This is a genomic window from Lysobacter sp. ISL-50 (assembly GCF_018612875.1).
GTDB lineage: Bacteria > Pseudomonadota > Gammaproteobacteria > Xanthomonadales > Xanthomonadaceae > Lysobacter.
On sequence record NZ_JAGGRI010000023.1, the window covers coordinates 95387 to 111791 of the forward strand.

Here is a 16405-nt window from a genome sequence, read left to right on the forward strand (position 1 = left end):
CCCGATTCCCGATTCCCGATTCCCGGCCTTACTGGAAGTCGTAATCCATATCCGGCCCGGCCGCGGCCAGGAAGTGACCCTGGGCGTAGTCGATGCCGGCGGCGAACAGCAGGCTCATGCTGGCGGCATCCTGGACGAACTCGGCGATGGTCTGCCGGCCCAGTTCGCGCGCCTTTTCGGCGATTTCGCGCACGCGCTGCTGGTGGTCGGGGTTGGAGGTGAGGTCTTCCATGTAGCTGCGGTCGATCTTGAGGAAGGCCGCGTCGAAATGGGTCAGCAACTGGAACGAGTTCAGGCCGGCGCCGAATTGCTCCAGGCCCACGCGCACGCCGTAGTGGTAGATGCGCGACTGGAACTCCTGCGCCGCGCGCAGGTTGGTGAACACCTTCGACTCGGGCAGTTGCAGCACCAGCAGCTTGCCGTCGGCGCCGTGCTTGGCCAGCAGTTCGACGATGTGCTGCTGCAGGCTTTCGTCCTGCAGCGAGGCCTGGGTGATCTTGACCAGCAAGGTGGTGCGGCGGCCCTGGCGCATGCGCTCGCCGATTACCTGGATCGCGCGGCCGACCACCCAGCGGTCGATTTCCCACAGCAGGCCGTGTTCCTCCGCCACCTGCAGGAACGACAGCGGCTGCACCAGTTCGCCGCCGCCTTCGTCGGTGCCGGTGCCCAGGTTCTGCATGCGCAGATAGGCCTCGTACATCTCGATCGGCTCGCCGTGCAGATTGATCAGCGGCTGGTAGTTCATCACGAAACGATCGGCGTCGAGCGCGTCGCGGATGCGCGCGACCCAGGCGGCGATGCGTTCTTCCTCGGCGCGGTCGGCCGCGCCCGGGTCGAACAGCTCGATGCGGTTGCCGCCGATGTCGCTGGCCGATTGCAGGCATTGCGCGGCCTTGCCCAGCACCGCGGTGACGCTGGCGATCTTCTCGCCGATCTGCACGCCGCCGACGCTGGCGGTGGCGCTGAGCGAGAGGTGGTCGGTTTCCAGCACCTGCGCCGAGAACGCTTCGCGCAGCTTGTCGCCCAGGCCGGAGGTGTGCGAATGGTCGCTGTGCAGGGTCAGCACCGCGAACTGGTGCTCGCCGAAGCGCGCGGCGATGTCGTCCGGGCCGATCGCTTCGCGCAGGCGCTCGCCGCAGGCCTTGATCAGCTGGTCGGCCTGATCCAGGCCGATTTCCTGCAGCAGTTGGTTGTAGTGGTCAGGCTCGATCAGCAGCAGGCCGTGATGCGCCGAGTTCTGCGCCGCGTCGGCGACCGCGTCTTCCAGAGCGCGCAGGAAGGTCGCGCGGTTGAGCAGGCCGGTGACCTGATCGCGCTGGCGCAGGGCTTCGACCTCGCGCGCCAGTTCCGGATCGATCTCCTGCCGGCGCAGCACCACCTGCAGGCATTGCTCGCCTTCGTAGGTGGCCGCGGTGAATTCCATCACCGCCGGGAAGGCGTTGCCGTCGAGCGCGCGGGCCTGGGTCTCGTAGCTCGGCGGCGGCGTTTCGCCCTTGCTGAGCTGCTTGAGCAATTGCTTGAAGCCGTCGACCTGGCCGGGCGCGACCAGATCGAGCAGGGACATGCCCTCGATGTCCTCGAAGGACTCGAAGCCGAAAATTTCCAGATACGCGGCATTGGCACGAATGTGCATGCCTTCGTGGATGTAGGCGATGGGATCGCGCGAGGAATCGATCAGCGCGTCGCAGCGGCGCTCGGTCTCGCGCACCTGCGCTTCCAGGCGGCGCAGCGAGCGGCGCGCTTCCAGGTCGGACCATTCGGCGCGGACCACGTTCTGCAGGTGGCTGATGTTGGAGCGCAGGACGATGCCGCGCGCACCGATTTCCATCACCCCGAGCACGGCGGCCTCGTCCACGGCCTCCATCAGCACCAGCACCGGCAGGTCCTTGCCGCTGGCGTCCACGCTCTGCATCAGCTTGAGCAGGGAGATGTTGCGCGAATTGCGCGCGGCCAGCACCAGATCCGGCGGATGCTGCAGGATCAGCGCCGACAGTTCCTGCTCGTTCTCGGGGCGGGTGGGCCGCACCGCGATACCGCTGTTGCGCAGCGCGCTGACGATGGCTTCGGCCGCCTCGACGCTGTCGTCGACGATCAGCAAGCGCAACACCATGTCTTTGCCGAATTGCATTGACCACCTCCGTGGGCCGGTTTTATGACACGAAGCACCGGCCTCGTCCACGCAAGGACGAGAATCTGTGACCCGTTATAGGGTTCGATCACGCAAAGAGTGCATCGCTTACGCTGTTGTGCTTGCGCCGCGTGCTATCGCTGCGTTCCCCGATCAAACCCCATCCAGATTACAACCTTACAACGGACGCTTGCCCGGGTCGCCTGCCACTTCCCGCACCAGCCTGGGCACCAGGTAGCCGGAGATGCGCGCGGCCAGGGCGCGGTGCAGCGCGCGCGCGGCCTCGTCGGAGATCTCGAAATGGGCCGAACCCTGGACCCGGTCGAGCTGATGCAGGTAGTAGGGCAGCACGCCGGCGGCGTAGCTGCGCTCGCTCAGCGCGGCCAGGGCCTCGACGTCGTCGTTGACCCCGCGCAGCAGAACCGCCTGATTGAGCAAGGTGGCGCCGGCTCCGCGCAGGCGCCGCATGGCCGCGTCCACCTCGGCGTCGAATTCGTTCGCGTGATTGGCGTGCAGCACCACCGCCACCGGCCACGGCAGGCCTTGCAGCCACTGGGTCAGCGCGGTATCGACGCGCTCGGGCAGCACCACCGGCAGGCGGGTGTGGATGCGCAGGCGCTTGAGGTGGGCGATCGGCGCCAGCGCGTCGGTGAGCTCGGCCAGCTTGGGCGTGGCCAGCGACCACGGGTCGCCGCCGGACAGGATCACCTCGTCGATGCCCGGGTCGGCGGCGATCGCCGCGACCGCCTCGCCCCAGCCGGCCGCGGCCGCGGTTTCCTGCGCGTAGGGAAAGTGGCGGCGGAAGCAGTAGCGGCAGTTGATCGCGCAGCTGCCGGTGGCGATCAGCAGGGCGCGGCCGTTGTACTTGCGGATGACGCCGTGGCCGGCCTTGGCCGCGCCGTCGCCGACCGCGTCCAGGCTGAAGCCCGGCATCGGCCGCATTTCATCGTCCAGCGGCAGCACCTGACGCAGCAGCGGATCGGTCGGGTCGGCATGGCGCATGCGGGCGATAAAGCCGCGCGGCACCCGCAGCGGAAACTGCGCCGCGGCCGCGTCGGACACGGCCAGGGCGGCCTGCGACAGGCCGAGCAGGGCCAGCAGCTCGCGCGGATCGCGCACCGCATCGCGCCACAGGGCCTGCCAGCGCGGCGGCGCGGCGGCGCCCTGGGGAGCGGCTGGATGCGGGACGGGTTGCGCAGCAGGTATCATGTGGGGCTAGCCTTCAGGGTTCCGATCACGGCGCCCGGGTTCCGACCACGCGGAAAACCGCTGCGGACGGAGCCGGCGCAGCCCGACATTCTAGCCTTGCATCGCCGGCATGGCGGTCCGTACGCGCCTTCCGCGCCCCCTGGACCCCGCCCGCGACCCGGGCCGGCCCGGGACGGCGCCGTCACGACGGCAGACGACGGCCCCGGTGCAAGGCGGGGGCGGCCGGACCCCAATCACCGCCACATTATTCATTTGTTAGGAGTTCCAGCATGGCCAGCCTAGGCATGAACGACGTCAAGACCGGACAGAAGATCCTGGTCAATAACGACCCGTGCATCATCACCGAGACCGAGTACGTCAAGCCGGGCAAGGGCCAGGCCTTCACCCGCATCAAGTACCGCAGCATCAAGTCGGGCCGCGTGGTGGAAATGACCATGAAGGCCACCGACAACGTCGAGCAGGCCGACGTGGTCGATACCGACATGCAGTACCTGTACTCCGACGGCGAGTACTGGCACTTCATGAACCAGGAATCCTTCGAGCAGGTGCAGTCCGACAAGGCCGGCATGGGCGGCGCGGAGAAGTGGCTCAAGGGCGAGGAAGAGTGCGTGGTGACGCTGTGGAACGGCGTGCCGATCGCGGTCCAGCCGCCGAACTTCGTCGAGCTCAAGATCACCGAGACCGATCCGGGCGTGCGCGGCGATACCTCCGGCGGCGGCGGCAAGCCGGCGACCCTGGAAACCGGCGCGGTGGTGCGCGTGCCGCTGTTCGTCGGCCAGGAAGAAACCATCAAGGTCGATACCCGTTCGGGCGAGTACGTCAGCCGGGTGAAGTGACGCATCGGCCGTGGCCGCCTCGCGGTCACGGCTTTGCTGGTGCGCGATTCCCGCGAAGGCGGTTCGACGCTTTCGCAAGCTGACGCGGATTCCGGTCTCGTCAGCGCATCCACCAAGCGATCCTCCGGCGACGATTCGGCCGATCCGGACGCAAGATCCACTGCGAGCCGCGGGCCGCACCGGCCCAGGCGTCGCACCGCGGTAGCCGGCGAATGCCATAGTCCCCGCCGGCGCTGCCGCACGACAGCGACACGCACTTCAACCCGCACGTGAGACGCGAATGACGACCGAGACTTCCGCCATCCCCTGCGACCTGTTGATCGAAGCGGGCTGGGTGGTGCCGGTCGAGCCGCATGCCGTGGTGCTGGACGACCACGCCGTCGCCATCAAGGGCGGGGTGATCGTCGATATCCTGCCGATCGCCGACGCTCGCGCGCGCTACGCCGCGGCCGAAACCGTCAGCCGGCCCGAGTCGGCGCTGATCCCGGGTCTGGTCAACGCCCACACCCACAACCCGATGACCCTGCTGCGCGGCATCGCCGACGATCTGCCGCTGATGGAATGGCTGCAAGGCCACATCTGGCCGGTCGAGGGCGCGGTGATCGGGCCGCAGTTCGTCGAGGACGGCATCGCCCTGGCGATCGCCGAGATGCTGCGCGGCGGCACCACCTGCGCCAACGAAAACTATTTCTTCCCCGACGTGCAGGCCGCGGTCTACAAGCGCTACGGCTTCCGCGCCCGGGTCGGCCTGCCGGTCATCGATTTCCCCACCGCCTGGGCCAAGAGTTCGGACGAATACTTCGACCGCGCCGGCGAAGTCCACGACCTGTGGCGCGACGATGCGCTGGTCGCGACCGCGTTCGCGCCGCACGCGCCGTACACGGTCAGCGACGCCAACTTCGAACGCATCCGCATGCTGGCCGACCAGCTGGATCTGCCGATCCATCTGCACACGCACGAAACCGCGCAGGAAGTCGCCGATTCGATCAAGCTGCACGGCCAGCGCCCGCTGGCGCGGCTGGACCGGCTGGGCCTGGTCACCGACCGCCTGATCGCGGTGCACATGACCCAGCTCACCGACGCCGAGATCGCCCTGTGCGCGCAGCGCGGCGTCAGCGTGGTGCATTGCCCCGAATCCAATCTCAAGCTGGCCTCGGGCTTCTGCCCGGTGTGCCAGCTGCAGCAGGCCGGAGTCAATCTGGCCATCGGCACCGACGGCTGCGCCAGCAACAACGATCTGGACATGTTCGGCGAAACCCGCACCGCGGCGCTGCTGGCCAAGGGCAGCGCCAACGACGCCAAGGCCCTGGACGCGTTCAGCGCGCTGCGCGCGGCGACCCTGGGCGGCGCCAAGGCGATGGGCTTCGAGGACAAGATCGGTTCGATCCAGGTCGGCAAGCAGGCCGATCTGGTCTGCGTCGATCTGGGCCAGCTGGAAACCCAGCCGGTGCATCACGTGGTCTCGCAGCTGATCTACGCCACCGGCCGCCATCAGGTCGGCGACGTGTGGATCGCCGGCCGCGCCAAGCTGCGCGAACGTGCGCTGGTCGATATGGATACTGCGGCGCTGGTCGCGAATGCGCGGCAGTGGCGCGCGCGCATCGCGACGATCAAACGCTGACGCCGGGCGCCGCGCACGCGCGCGGCGGCCGCGTCGTCGCGTCGCGTTCACACCCGTAGCCTCGGGCTTGATTCAAACTAGCCACGCGCGCCGCCCGGCGGCCGCGCGAGGCACCGACCGCAGTGAGCAGGCAGGCATGAGCGCAGCAAGCAACGCATCCGATCCTCAGGGCAGCGATTCGCAACCCGCCGCCGCCAGCGGCCACGACAACTTCAGTCAGGCCGAACTGGACAAGTTCGGCGCCCTGGCCAATCGCTGGTGGGACCCGCTGGGTCCGCAGAAGCCGCTGCACGCGCTGAATCCGGTGCGCCTGGACTACGTCGCCCAACGCGCGCCCCTGTCGCAGGCGCAGGCGCTCGACGTCGGCTGCGGCGGCGGCCTGCTCAGCGAGGCCCTGGCCGCCGCGGGCGCGCAGGTCACCGCGATCGATCTGGCGCCGGAACTGATCAAGGTCGCCAAGCTGCATCGGCTGGAAACCGGCGTCGCCGTCGATTACCGGCTGCAGTCGGTCGAATCGCTGGCGCAGGAGCGGCCGGAGAGTTTCGACACCATCACCTGCATGGAAATGCTCGAACACGTGCCCGACCCGGGCGCGATCGTGCGCGCCTGCGCCAGCCTGCTCAAGCCCGGCGGACGCCTGTTCCTGTCCACGCTCAACCGCACCCCGGCCGCGTTCGCGCTGGCCATCGTCGGCGCCGAGTACCTGGCCCGGCTGCTGCCCAAGGGCACCCATCAGTACCGCGACTTCATCAAGCCCTCCGAGCTGGCGCGCTGGCTGCGCGAAGCCGGCCTGGAGCTGGAAGACGTCAGCGGCCTGATGTACGAGCCCTGGCGCAACGGCGCGCGGATCACCTCGCGCACCGACATCAACTACCTGGCCTGCGCGTACAAGCCCGCCGCGCAGGTCTCGGCCGCATGAGCGCGGCCGCTCCCGCGCTGAGCGGCGCGGCTTATCCCCGGGCGGTGTTGTTCGACCTGGACGGCACCTTGCTCGACAGTGCGCCGGACATGCTCGCCGTCGCCAATCGCATGCGCGCCGACCGCGGCCTGCCGGCGATGCCGATGGCGCCGCTGCGCGCGCAGGTGTCGAAAGGCTCGCGGGCGATGCTCGGCGCGGCCTTTCCCGATGTCGATCCGGCCCAGCGCGACGGCTGGGTGCAGGAGTTCCTGGACCTGTACGAGGCCGAGCTCGGCCTGCACGGAGCGCCGTTCGACGGCGTGGAGGCGATGCTGGCCGCGCTGGAAGCCGCCGGTTCGCCCTGGGGCATCGTCACGAACAAACCCGAATACCTGGCGCGCAAGCTGATGCCGTTGCTGGGTTGGCAGACCCGCTGCGCGGTGCTGATCGGCGGCGACACGCTGAGCGCGCGCAAGCCCGATCCGCTGCCGCTGACCACCGCCGCGCACCGGATCGGCGTCGAGCCGGCGCATTGCATCTATGTCGGCGACGACGAGCGCGACATCATCGCCGCGCGCGCCGCCGGCATGCCCTCGGTGGTGGCGCTGTGGGGCTACCGCCTGGATCACGACGATCCGCTCGCCTGGCAGGGCGATGTATTGATCGAATCGCCCGCGCAATTGATCGGGGCGGGCGCATGGCCGGCGACGCGATGAAGCCGCAGGTCGCCGCCGAAGTCGAGGCCGCCTCGCAGGAGCAATCCTCGCAAGAGCAGGCGCTGCAGGACTTCGCCGGCAAATGGCGGGCGCGCTGGCCGGAATGGTCGGTGGCCGAGGTGTTCGTGCCGCGCGCACAGCGCGGCGTCGCGGTGGCCTGGGCGGCGCTGCAGCAGGAACTCACCGACGCGGCTTGGGGCGGCAGCGACGCGCTGCCCGGCGAGGCCAAGCTGGGCTGGTGGATGGAAGAACTGCAGGGCTGGCGCATGAACCGCCGGCGCCACCCGCTGGGGCTGGCGCTGCAGCGGCAGGCCGCGCCCTGGGGCGATCTGGCCCTGGCCCTGCCGGCGCTGCGCGACAGCCGCGAGCGCCCCGGCGACCGCAACGAGGCTTTCGACAGCCTGATTCCGGTCGCCACCGCCATCGGCGCCATCGACATGGCCCTGTTCGAACCCGTACCCGGCCAGCTCGCCGAGGCCGCGGTGCCGGCGATCCAGTCGAGCCTGCTGGAATCGCGGCTGGTGCTGCAGGGCGACGCGTCGGTGCCGCTGAGCGTGGTCGCGCGGGCGATGGCGCGTCCGGGCGAGGGCGCGGCGGTGGAATGGAGCCGCGACCTGCTGGCGCAATGGCCGGCGCGCTTCGGCGCGACCGTGCCGCGGCGGCTGTGGACCGCGCTGGCGCATACCCGGCTGCAGCGCGGCGACGCGGCGCGGCCGTTGTCGCCGTGGACGGCCCTGCTGGCGGCCTGGCGCGGCGCCCGCAACTGACCGTTGCAGGCCCGGGCCGGGGCGGCCGGGCCGGGCCCGGTAGAATGGCGCCGTTGCGTTTCCCCCACGCGCCCCCACTGATTTCGTCGTGACCAATCCCCAGACCCCCTCGCGTTCCGCCTTGCCCGATGTCGCCTTCGATGCCGCCGCCGCGGCGCGCGCGCTGGACTGGGTCGGCATGTCCAACATCGCCCTGCCGCTGCGCATCGCCGGCGGCGACGGCACCCCGATCCAGGTCGCCGCCTCGGTCGATGTCTCGGTCAACCTGCGCGACCCCAACGCGCGCGGCATCCACATGTCGCGCATGTACCTGCATCTGCAGAACGCCTTCGCCAGCGAGACGGTGACCCCGGCCGGCCTGCGCCGCGCACTGCAGAGCCTGATCGACGGGCAGGGCGGCATCTCCAACGCCGCGCGGCTGGTGCTGCGCTACGAGCAACTGCTGCTGCGTCCGGCGCTGGCCAGCCACAACGCCGGCTGGAAGCGCTATCCGGTCGAGATCGACGCGCGCCTGATCGACGGCCACCTGCACCTGGGCCTGCGTTTCGCGGTCGAATACTCCAGCACCTGTCCGGCCTCGGCGGCGCTGTCGCGCCAGCTCAACGCCGAACGCTTCGCCGCCGATTTCGCCGCCGCCCATCCGCTGTCCACGGCCGTGGTCAGCGACTGGCTCGCCTCCGAACGCGGCATGGCCGCGACCCCGCACGCGCAGCGCAGCCGCGCCGACGTGCGCGTGGAGCTGCGTCCGGCCTTCGACGAACTGCCCCTGGTGGCGTTGATCGACGCGCTCGAACGCGCGCTCGCAACGCCGGTGCAGACCGCGGTCAAGCGCGAGGACGAGCAAGCCTTCGCCCGCCTCAACGCCGAGAACCTGATGTTCTGCGAAGACGCCGCGCGCCGGGTCGCCGCGGCGCTGTCGGCCGATGCGCGCATCGAGCGCTTCGACGCCGAAGTCGCGCACTTCGAAAGCCTGCACGCGCACGACGCGGTCGCCCGCGTGACCGGGCAGGGCGCGCGCGAGTAAATCGCGCCGCTTCGGCGCCGCCGCGGTGTGCGGAGTCTGGCGCCTTGAACCTCGCGATTCGCGCATCGAACACGGGCGCGCCCGGCATCGATCGGCGCATCGCTCGCCGATCGGCGCACGCCGCCGATATCGGCTCGCGAACCTCCGCCGCGCGGTCGCCCTCATCCTCGGAAAACGCCGCGAACGGCCGGTTTTACCGGCAGCTGCGCATGCGTTCCCGGGTGTAGGATCACCGGCCGATAGACCCGAGCGGTGCGGCAATGCATGGAGGCGTGTGCGCGGGCACACTACAAGTCGCAAACCGTGATGGTCCCCACCCCCGGAATACAGGGGCCTTGGGCTATGCTCAGGTCACCAGACTAGTGACCGGAAGGGGCATGGGGAAACCCTGGTGTCGTGGCTGGCAGGCCCTGTTGGTTCTGCTGGGGATGTGGGCGGTGGCGGCGATCGCGTCGGCGCAGGACGTAAGCCTGCCCCAGCCCGGCCCCTCCGCGCCTTCGGCGGTGGCCCCGCGTTCGGATCGCGAACCCTACGACCCCGCACACTACCGCGCGCCGTCCCTGAGCCTGTCCCGGCTCGAACAAGACCCGGTGCCGGCGCGGGTGCTGGCCGGCGAGTTCGAGCGCCGCTTCGAAGCGGTCTCCGGCGACATGCTGTGGGCGCACAAAGGCCAGCCGACGTGGTGGCGCATCGTCGTCAATCAGGACGTCGCCGAAGCCGACGCGCCGCAGCTCACCATCGACCGCCCATCGCGGCGTGAAATCGAACTGTGGCGTCCCGGCGACGATCTGCCGCTGCGCCGCTCGATCTACGGCCCCGACACCGACTTGAACCACTCCACGCGGATGATCGTGTTTCCGCTGCCGCGCGGCCTGCGCAAGGGCGATCGCCTGTACCTGCGCATGCTCGCCGCCGACATGATGAGCTCGCGCGCCGAGATCCAGCCGCTGGCGCGGGTGCAGCGCGAGGACATGATGCACGTCGGGCTGCGCAGCGTGGTGCTGACCGCGATGGGCGTGATCGCCGTGCTCGCGTTCGGTTTCTGGATCGGCCTGCGCGAACGCGGCTACGCCTATCTGGGCCTGACCCTGGTGCTGCAGATCCTCACCCTGACCTCGGACGGCGGCGAGATGCGGGTGGTGCCGTGGCTCAACGAGATCGCGCCCGACAGCCGCACCAACATCGTGCTCAATACCGCCGCGGTATTGGCCAGCATCCGCTTTTTGATCTTCTTCCTCGGCCTGCGCACCACCCAGCCGAAGGCCGCGCGCCTGCTGGACTGGTGCAGCATCTCGCTCGGCGGCCTGCTGCTGGTGTCCTTGTTCCGGACCTGGAAGTACAGCGCGCTGTTCGGCAACCTCAACCTGCTGATGGTGGTCGCGCTGGTGCTGTACTGCACCGTGGTCGCGGTCTGGCGGCGCCAGCGCGAAGCCTATTTCCTGCTGCTGGCGTGGCTGCCCCTGATGCTGTTGCTGGTCGCCCTGGTCGGCGCCAACCACCAGTGGTGGCCGGAATTCAGCTGGCTCGAATACACCTTCCCGGTCGGCCTGGCGTTCGGTGGCCTGGGCCTGCTGCTGGGTCTGACCTCCAAGCTGCAGCAACTGCGCCGCGACCGCGACACCGCCAATCGTCTGGCGACCTACGACAGCCTGACCGGCGCGATGACCCGCGCGGCGATCTCGCAAAGCCTGCGCAACGCGGTGGACAGCGCGCACCGTTCGCGCCGGCCGCTGTCGGTGGTGTTCTTCGACATCGACCACTTCAAGCGCATCAACGACGAGCACGGCCATCGCGTCGGCGACGAAACCCTGCGCATCGTCTCGCTGCGCACCCGCAACCGCTTGCGCGCCTACGACCTGTTCGGCCGTTACGGCGGCGACGAGGTGCTGGTGGTGCTGGCCGATACCCATCTGCGCGACGCGGTCCGCGTCGCCGAGCATCTGCGCGAGTCGGTCAGCGGCAGCCCGCTGTCGATCGACGGCCGCCTGCTGCCGGTCAGCCTGAGCCTGGGCGTGGCCGAACTGATGCCGGATGAAACCCCGGAGCAGTTGCTCGAACGCGCCGACGCGGCGCTGTACGCAAGCAAATCCGCCGGCCGCGACCGCGTCACCGGCCACAGCGTCGAGCCCGAGCGCGAGGTGGTGTCGTGACTCCGGACGGCGGCGGCCCCGGCGCGATCCAGGCCGCGCAACTGCGTACCGGCGACGTGCTGCTGATGCGCGCGCGCGGCTCGTTGGCCGCGCTGATCGCCTGGTTCAACGAAAGCAGCTACAGCCACGTGGCCTTGCTGGGCCGCGCCGGCTATCTGATCGAAGTCGGCGTCGGCGGCGTGATCGAACTGTCGCTGTCGCAGCGCCTGACCGATCCGGCGCTGGTCGCGGTGGACGCGCGCCGTCCGCTCGGCGCCAGCGCCGACCCGCAGGACAACGATCGCATCGCCGTGCTCGCGCATGCCTTGTCGCTGCGCCGGCCGGCCTTCTCCGGCGATGCGCTGGCCGCGCTCGGCCGCGCCGCGGCCCTGCGCGATCGCAGCCTGCCGCCGTCGCCGCAGTTGCGCGCGGTGCTGCGCGAAGCGCTGCATCACGCCGCGTTCGACCACGCCGGGGCGATGAGTTCGAGCGAATTCGTCTATCGCTGCTTCGCGGAAAACACCGCGCAGCCGCGCGGCCGTCTCGCCCCGAGCCTGCCGGTCGCCGCGCCCTCGGCGCTGGCGTTTCCGTCGCTGGACTGGGAAGCCTTGTGGCGCGACATCGCGCCGTGCCTGCGCCCGGCGCGCCGCGATGCCCTGCGCCTGGACGAACACGGCCAGCCCGGTTCGGCGCAGGAAGTCGGCGAGGACGAATTCGCCGCTGTGGTCGCCGACACACGTCAGCGCCTGGGCCTGATGGAGCGCGGCAACGCCTTGCTGGCGATGGCCGGGCCGCGTCTGCCGAATCCCAAATGCGTGCGCCTGCGCGAGTTGGAGCAGTCGCCTTCGTTCGAAGTATTGGGATCGCTGCTGAAGCCTTGAGCGGCGCGCCGGCTCAGGGCGCGCTCTTGCCCGCCTGCATCGCCTGCGCGCGTTCGAGCACCAGCAGCGGATCGATGCGCACGTCGAACCAGTTCATGCCCCAGTGCAGATGCGGGCCGGTCGCGCGTCCGGTCGCGCCGACCGCGCCGATGATCTGGCCCTGACTCACCCGGTCGCCGACCTTCACGTCGATGCGCGACATGTGCAGGAAGTTCGAACTCACACCGTGGCCGTGATCGAGCAGCACGGTGCCGCCGGTGAGGTACAGATCCGGCCCGGCGAAAGTGATCACGCCCGCGGCCGGCGCCTTGATCGCGGTGCCGCTGGGCGCGGCGATGTCCATGCCCGAATGGCCCGAGCCTTTCTGGCCGTTGTAAACGCGCTGATTGCCGAAGCGGCCGCTGATGCGGCCCTGCACCGGCCAGACGAAGGCCTGGGCGAAATCGGCGCGGTCGTCGTCGCGCGCGCGCGCGGCCACCACCTGCGCCTGTTCGCGCTCGATGCGCGCGGCGATCTCCGGCGGCGGATTGACCGTCTTGGGCGGAACGCCCTGGATGTATTCGGTCGGGAATTCGCGCGCGGCGACCGCGATGCTGGCGGTCTCGATCCGGCCCGGCGCGACTTCGATCTGCACCGTCAGCGGCCCGGTCGCGTCGCGGCCGACGCCGAACACCACCGTGCCGTAGGCGGTGGTGCGCAACTGGCGTTCGCCGTAGCGCACTTTGCTGCCGGGCGGGACCTTGCCGATGACCAACCCGCCCTGCGAAACCTGCGAGGGGAAAACGATGCGCGCATCGGCCGGAGCGGTTGCGGGCGTTTGCGGTTGCGCCATCAGCGTGGAGCAGGGCGCCAGCCAGGCCAGCGCCAGAGCGATGACGCCAAACCTCATCGAGCGAACGCCAGGCGCTGCCCGTTCGGCGAGCCGACCAGCGAGGTGCCGTCCCAGGCCAGCACGCCGTTGACCCAGGTCGAGGCGATGCGCGAGTGGAAGGTGCGGCCTTCGAACGGCGACCAGCCGCATTTGGACAGCACGTCCTCGCGCTGCACGGTGTAGGGCAGGTCGTCGATCAGCACCAGATCGGCGAAATAACCCTCGCGCAGGAAGCCGCGCTGCTCGACATCGAACAGCTTGGCCGGCGCGTGCGCGAACTTGTCCACCACCTGGGCGGTGCTCAGGCGGCCTTCGTGCACCAGTTCCAGCGCGGCGTTGAGGGCGAACTGCACCAGCGGCAGGCCGCTCGGCGCGGAGGTGTAGGGGCGGGCCTTTTCTTCCAGCGTATGCGGCGCGTGGTCGGTGGCGAGCACGTCGATCACGTCCTCGGCGACCGCGCGGATCAGCGCCTCGCGATCGGCCGGGTCCTTGATCGCCGGATTGCACTTGATCAGATGGCCGAGCTTGGCGTAGTCGTCGCGATCGAAGCGCAGGAAGTGGATGCAGGTCTCGGCGGTGATGCGCTTGCCCTCGATCGGGCCGGCCTGGAACAGCGCCAGCTCGTCGGCGGTGCTGATGTGCAGCACGTGCAGGCGGGTGTTGTGCTTGCGCGCCAGCGAGATCGCCAGTTCGGTGGATTTCTTGCAGGCCTGGCGCGAGCGGATGTCGGGATGGAACTGCGCCGGAATGTCGTCGCCGTACTTCGCCTTGTAGACGGCGAGCTCGGCGTCGATCATCGGCGTGTCTTCGCAGTGGGTGATGATCGGCGTGGGCACGTCGCGGAAGATCGCGTCGAGGGTGACCGGATCGTCCACCAGCATGTTGCCGGTCGATGCGCCCATGAACACCTTCACTCCCGGCGCGGTGCGCGGGTCCAGCGACTGGATCGCGGCGAGGTTGTCGTTGCTGGCGCCCAGGTAGAACCCGTAGTTGGCCCGGGCCCGTCCGGCCGCGCGCCGGTACTTGTCCTCCAGCGCGGCGGCGTCGAGGGTGGGCGGGCTGGTGTTGGGCATGTCCATGAAGGTGGTCAGCCCGCCGGCCACCGCGGCGGCCGATTCGGTCGCCATGTCGGCTTTGTATTCCAGTCCGGGTTCACGGAAATGAACCTGGTCGTCGATCATGCCCGGCAGCAGGCGCCGGCCGCGCGCGTCGATCACGCTCTCGCCGTCGCGGCCGGACAGGCCGGTGCCGATCTGGGCGATGCGGCCGTCCTCGATGCGCAGGTCGCCGTCGTACTCGCGTCCTTCGTTGACCAGGCGGGCGTTGACGATCAGGGTCGATGGCATGAGCAGTTTCCGGAAGAGGGCGCGGTGGAGGCGGATTCGCGGTGATGCGGACCCGGCGGGGCGGAGTCGTCCCCGGTGCCGGGCACCGGGTCGTAGCCGCCGGGATTGAGAGGATGGCAGCGCGCCAGTCGCTTGACCGTGAGCCAGCTGCCCTTAAGTGCGCCGTAGTGCCCGATCGCCGTCATCGAATACGACGAACAGCTGGGATGAAAGCGGCAACGTTGGCCGAGCAAGGGGCTGATCCAACGTTTATAGCCACGTAGCAGGGCGATGAGCAGGCGGTCGATCACGTTTCCTTAATGCCGGCAACGGTAGTGACGGGGGGCGGGGAAGCGTGTCGCAAAGCCCCGCGCAGGACGCTATTTTACGCCGCGATCGGCCTCGCACAGCGCGGTTGCCGCGGGTGCCGCAGCAGGGTATAACAGCGCGCTTTCCCCAAACAAGGCAAGTGCAAGACGAAGGTCCGCCGCAGCGTGGAATCGCTGTTGCCGTGCTGGTCGGACTAGGCGAAAACCGGCTTGTCGCCGGATTTCACTTGCGGTCATCGAGCGCATGTGCATTTGATGGCCGGGTGGGTCATGCTTGGCCCGCGATGTCTCCGGACCGCGTTCGGAGGCGCCCTCAGGGAATAGAAGGACAAGCCGCTCGTGGCAGTGAAAAAACCTGCGAAGAAGGCCGCCAAGGCGGTCAAGAAGACCGTCAAGCCGGCTGCGAAGAAGGCGGCCAAACCTGCGGCCAAGCCCGCGCCGAAGAAAGCGGTCGCCAAGAAGGCGGTCGTCAAGAAGGCCCCGGCCAAGGCGGCGGCGAAAAAGCCCACGGCGAGTAAACCGGCGGCCAAGCAGGCCGTTGTGACCAAGAAAGCGGCGCCGGCCAAGCCGGCACCGGCGAAGAAGACCGTCGCCCCACCGGCCGCCAAGCCGGCGGCAGCGGTGAAGAAAGCGGCGCCCGCGCCGGCCAAAGCCGCGACCGCGCCCTCCGCGGCAGGCAAGAACGTAGCAACAAAGACGCCGGAGCTTAAAAAAGTTGAAGCTAAAAAGCCCGAAGCTGTGAAGCACAAACCTGCGCCTGCCGCCAAACCGCCCGCATCGCAGCCCCCCGCCCCGGAGGCGGCCGCTGCGGCACAGGCCGACCGTATCTCCGACCAAAACAAGAACACAGTGACCCAGACAGCATCCAGCAAGACACCCGCGGGTAAGCCCGCGACGACCGCCGCCGCGGCCCCGCGTCCGGCCGGCAAGGTGGCCGTGGCCGTCACGGCCAAGCAACCCACCGCGCCGGCCCCCAAGACCAAGGTCAAGGTCGTGGCTTACAAGAACGATCCCGCCACCGGCCGCCCGATCGTCCCGGAGGGCTACAAGCCCGGCTCGGACGAGGAATACATGAGCCCGTTGCAACTCGAGTACTTCCGTCAGCGCCTGCTGCAGTGGCGCACGGATCTGGTCGAGGAGTCCAAGCAGACCATCGAGAACCTCAAGGACGAAGTGCGCGACGTCGGCGACGAAGCCGAACGCGCGACGCGTGAGACGGAGAACTCGCTCGAACTGCGCACCCGCGACCGTTATCGCAAGCTGATCAGCAAGATCGACAGCACGCTCAAGCGGGTGGATTCGGGCGACTACGGCTTCTGCGTCGATACCGGCGAAGAAATCGGCCTGGAGCGCCTGGAGGCGCGCCTGACCGCCGAGCGCACCATCGACGCGCAGGAACGCTGGGAACATATGCAGAAGCAGATGGGCGACTGACCGGCGTTTGCTCTCCGGTCGATCCAGAAAGAAGCCCCGCGCAAGCGGGGTTTTTTTTGTGGCTGTGGGGCCGACCACGTGCTTGGAACTGTCAACGAAACCGCATCCTCTCCCTCTCCCGCTTGCGGGAGAGGGCTGGGGTGAGGGGGAGCGCCGCAGGCGCGAACACCCCTGCAGTTCCCTCACCCCAACCCCTCTCCCGCGAGCGGGAGAGGGGCTATAGCGGCGTCCTCGTTG

General features: G+C 69.2%; 15 protein-coding genes. 10 read left to right on the forward strand and 5 right to left on the reverse strand.

The features are described from left to right. Nucleotides 1–28: 28 nt before the first annotated feature. Both J7J50_RS14625 and epmB read right to left on the reverse strand, forming a co-directional pair. Nucleotides 29–2128, reverse strand: coding sequence for an EAL domain-containing protein (locus J7J50_RS14625; RefSeq protein ID WP_215056241.1), 2100 nt, complete (start codon nucleotides 2126–2128; stop codon nucleotides 29–31). A 177-nt stretch (nucleotides 2129–2305) separates the two neighbouring features. After that, nucleotides 2306–3337: an EF-P beta-lysylation protein EpmB gene (gene epmB / locus J7J50_RS14630; RefSeq protein WP_215056240.1), complete on the reverse strand. Its 1032-nt coding sequence runs from the start codon at nucleotides 3335–3337 to the stop codon at nucleotides 2306–2308. Between the two features lie 269 nt (nucleotides 3338–3606). Between epmB and efp the strand changes: the two genes are divergently transcribed. The 9 genes from efp to J7J50_RS14675 all read left to right on the forward strand — a co-directional run bounded on the left by efp (nucleotide 3607) and on the right by J7J50_RS14675 (nucleotide 12209). Then, nucleotides 3607–4173 carry an elongation factor P gene (gene efp / locus J7J50_RS14635; protein WP_215056239.1) on the forward strand — a complete coding sequence of 189 codons (567 nt, stop codon included), beginning with the start codon at nucleotides 3607–3609 and terminating at the stop codon, nucleotides 4171–4173. 280 nt (nucleotides 4174–4453) lie between these two features. After that, a complete protein-coding gene (locus J7J50_RS14640; RefSeq protein ID WP_215056238.1) occupies nucleotides 4454–5794 on the forward strand; it encodes a TRZ/ATZ family hydrolase in 1341 nt (446 codons plus the stop codon). Between the two features lie 136 nt (nucleotides 5795–5930). Then, nucleotides 5931–6713 (forward strand): bifunctional 2-polyprenyl-6-hydroxyphenol methylase/3-demethylubiquinol 3-O-methyltransferase UbiG, encoded by a 783-nt coding sequence (gene ubiG / locus J7J50_RS14645; protein ID WP_215056237.1) that lies wholly within the window; start codon nucleotides 5931–5933, stop codon nucleotides 6711–6713. Further along, nucleotides 6710–7408: a phosphoglycolate phosphatase gene (locus J7J50_RS14650; RefSeq protein ID WP_251044651.1), complete on the forward strand. Its 699-nt coding sequence runs from the start codon at nucleotides 6710–6712 to the stop codon at nucleotides 7406–7408. The genes ubiG and J7J50_RS14650 overlap by 4 nt, the downstream gene beginning before the upstream one ends. Further along, the gene (locus J7J50_RS14655; RefSeq protein ID WP_215056236.1) at nucleotides 7390–8175 is read left to right on the forward strand and encodes a phytoene/squalene synthase family protein; all 786 of its coding nucleotides are present in this window, start codon (nucleotides 7390–7392) and stop codon (nucleotides 8173–8175) included. Before J7J50_RS14650 ends, J7J50_RS14655 begins: the two co-directional genes overlap by 19 nt. Nucleotides 8176–8263: 88 nt before the next feature. Further along, complete coding sequence (gene folE2 / locus J7J50_RS14660; RefSeq protein WP_215056235.1) at nucleotides 8264–9199, forward strand: GTP cyclohydrolase FolE2; 936 nt, start codon at nucleotides 8264–8266, stop codon at nucleotides 9197–9199. A gap of 44 nt (nucleotides 9200–9243) precedes the next feature. Next, nucleotides 9244–9426, forward strand: a complete 183-nt coding sequence (locus tag J7J50_RS14665) for a hypothetical protein (protein WP_215056234.1) — start codon at nucleotides 9244–9246, stop codon at nucleotides 9424–9426. 150 nt (nucleotides 9427–9576) lie between these two features. Further along, nucleotides 9577–11349, forward strand: coding sequence for a GGDEF domain-containing protein (locus J7J50_RS14670; protein ID WP_215056233.1), 1773 nt, complete (start codon nucleotides 9577–9579; stop codon nucleotides 11347–11349). Next, on the forward strand, nucleotides 11346–12209 hold the full coding sequence (locus J7J50_RS14675; RefSeq protein WP_215056232.1) for a hypothetical protein: 864 nt from the start codon (nucleotides 11346–11348) through the stop codon (nucleotides 12207–12209). The genes J7J50_RS14670 and J7J50_RS14675 overlap by 4 nt, the downstream gene beginning before the upstream one ends. A gap of 13 nt (nucleotides 12210–12222) precedes the next feature. Here the strand turns inward: J7J50_RS14675 and J7J50_RS14680 are convergent, their stop codons facing one another. From J7J50_RS14680 to yidD, 3 genes are read right to left on the reverse strand one after another with little or no spacing between them, the layout of a single operon-like run. Continuing rightward, nucleotides 12223–13041 (reverse strand): M23 family metallopeptidase, encoded by an 819-nt coding sequence (locus J7J50_RS14680; RefSeq protein WP_251044660.1) that lies wholly within the window; start codon nucleotides 13039–13041, stop codon nucleotides 12223–12225. A 53-nt stretch (nucleotides 13042–13094) separates the two neighbouring features. After that, nucleotides 13095–14426, reverse strand: a complete 1332-nt coding sequence (locus J7J50_RS14685) for a dihydroorotase (RefSeq protein WP_215056230.1) — start codon at nucleotides 14424–14426, stop codon at nucleotides 13095–13097. After that, nucleotides 14411–14716 (reverse strand): membrane protein insertion efficiency factor YidD, encoded by a 306-nt coding sequence (yidD, locus tag J7J50_RS14690; protein ID WP_215056229.1) that lies wholly within the window; start codon nucleotides 14714–14716, stop codon nucleotides 14411–14413. Before yidD ends, J7J50_RS14685 begins: the two co-directional genes overlap by 16 nt. 357 nt (nucleotides 14717–15073) lie before the next feature. On the opposite strand from yidD, the gene dksA reads away from it, so the two are divergent. Further along, nucleotides 15074–16168: an RNA polymerase-binding protein DksA gene (gene dksA / locus J7J50_RS14695; RefSeq protein ID WP_215056228.1), complete on the forward strand. Its 1095-nt coding sequence runs from the start codon at nucleotides 15074–15076 to the stop codon at nucleotides 16166–16168. Nucleotides 16169–16405 lie beyond the last annotated feature (237 nt).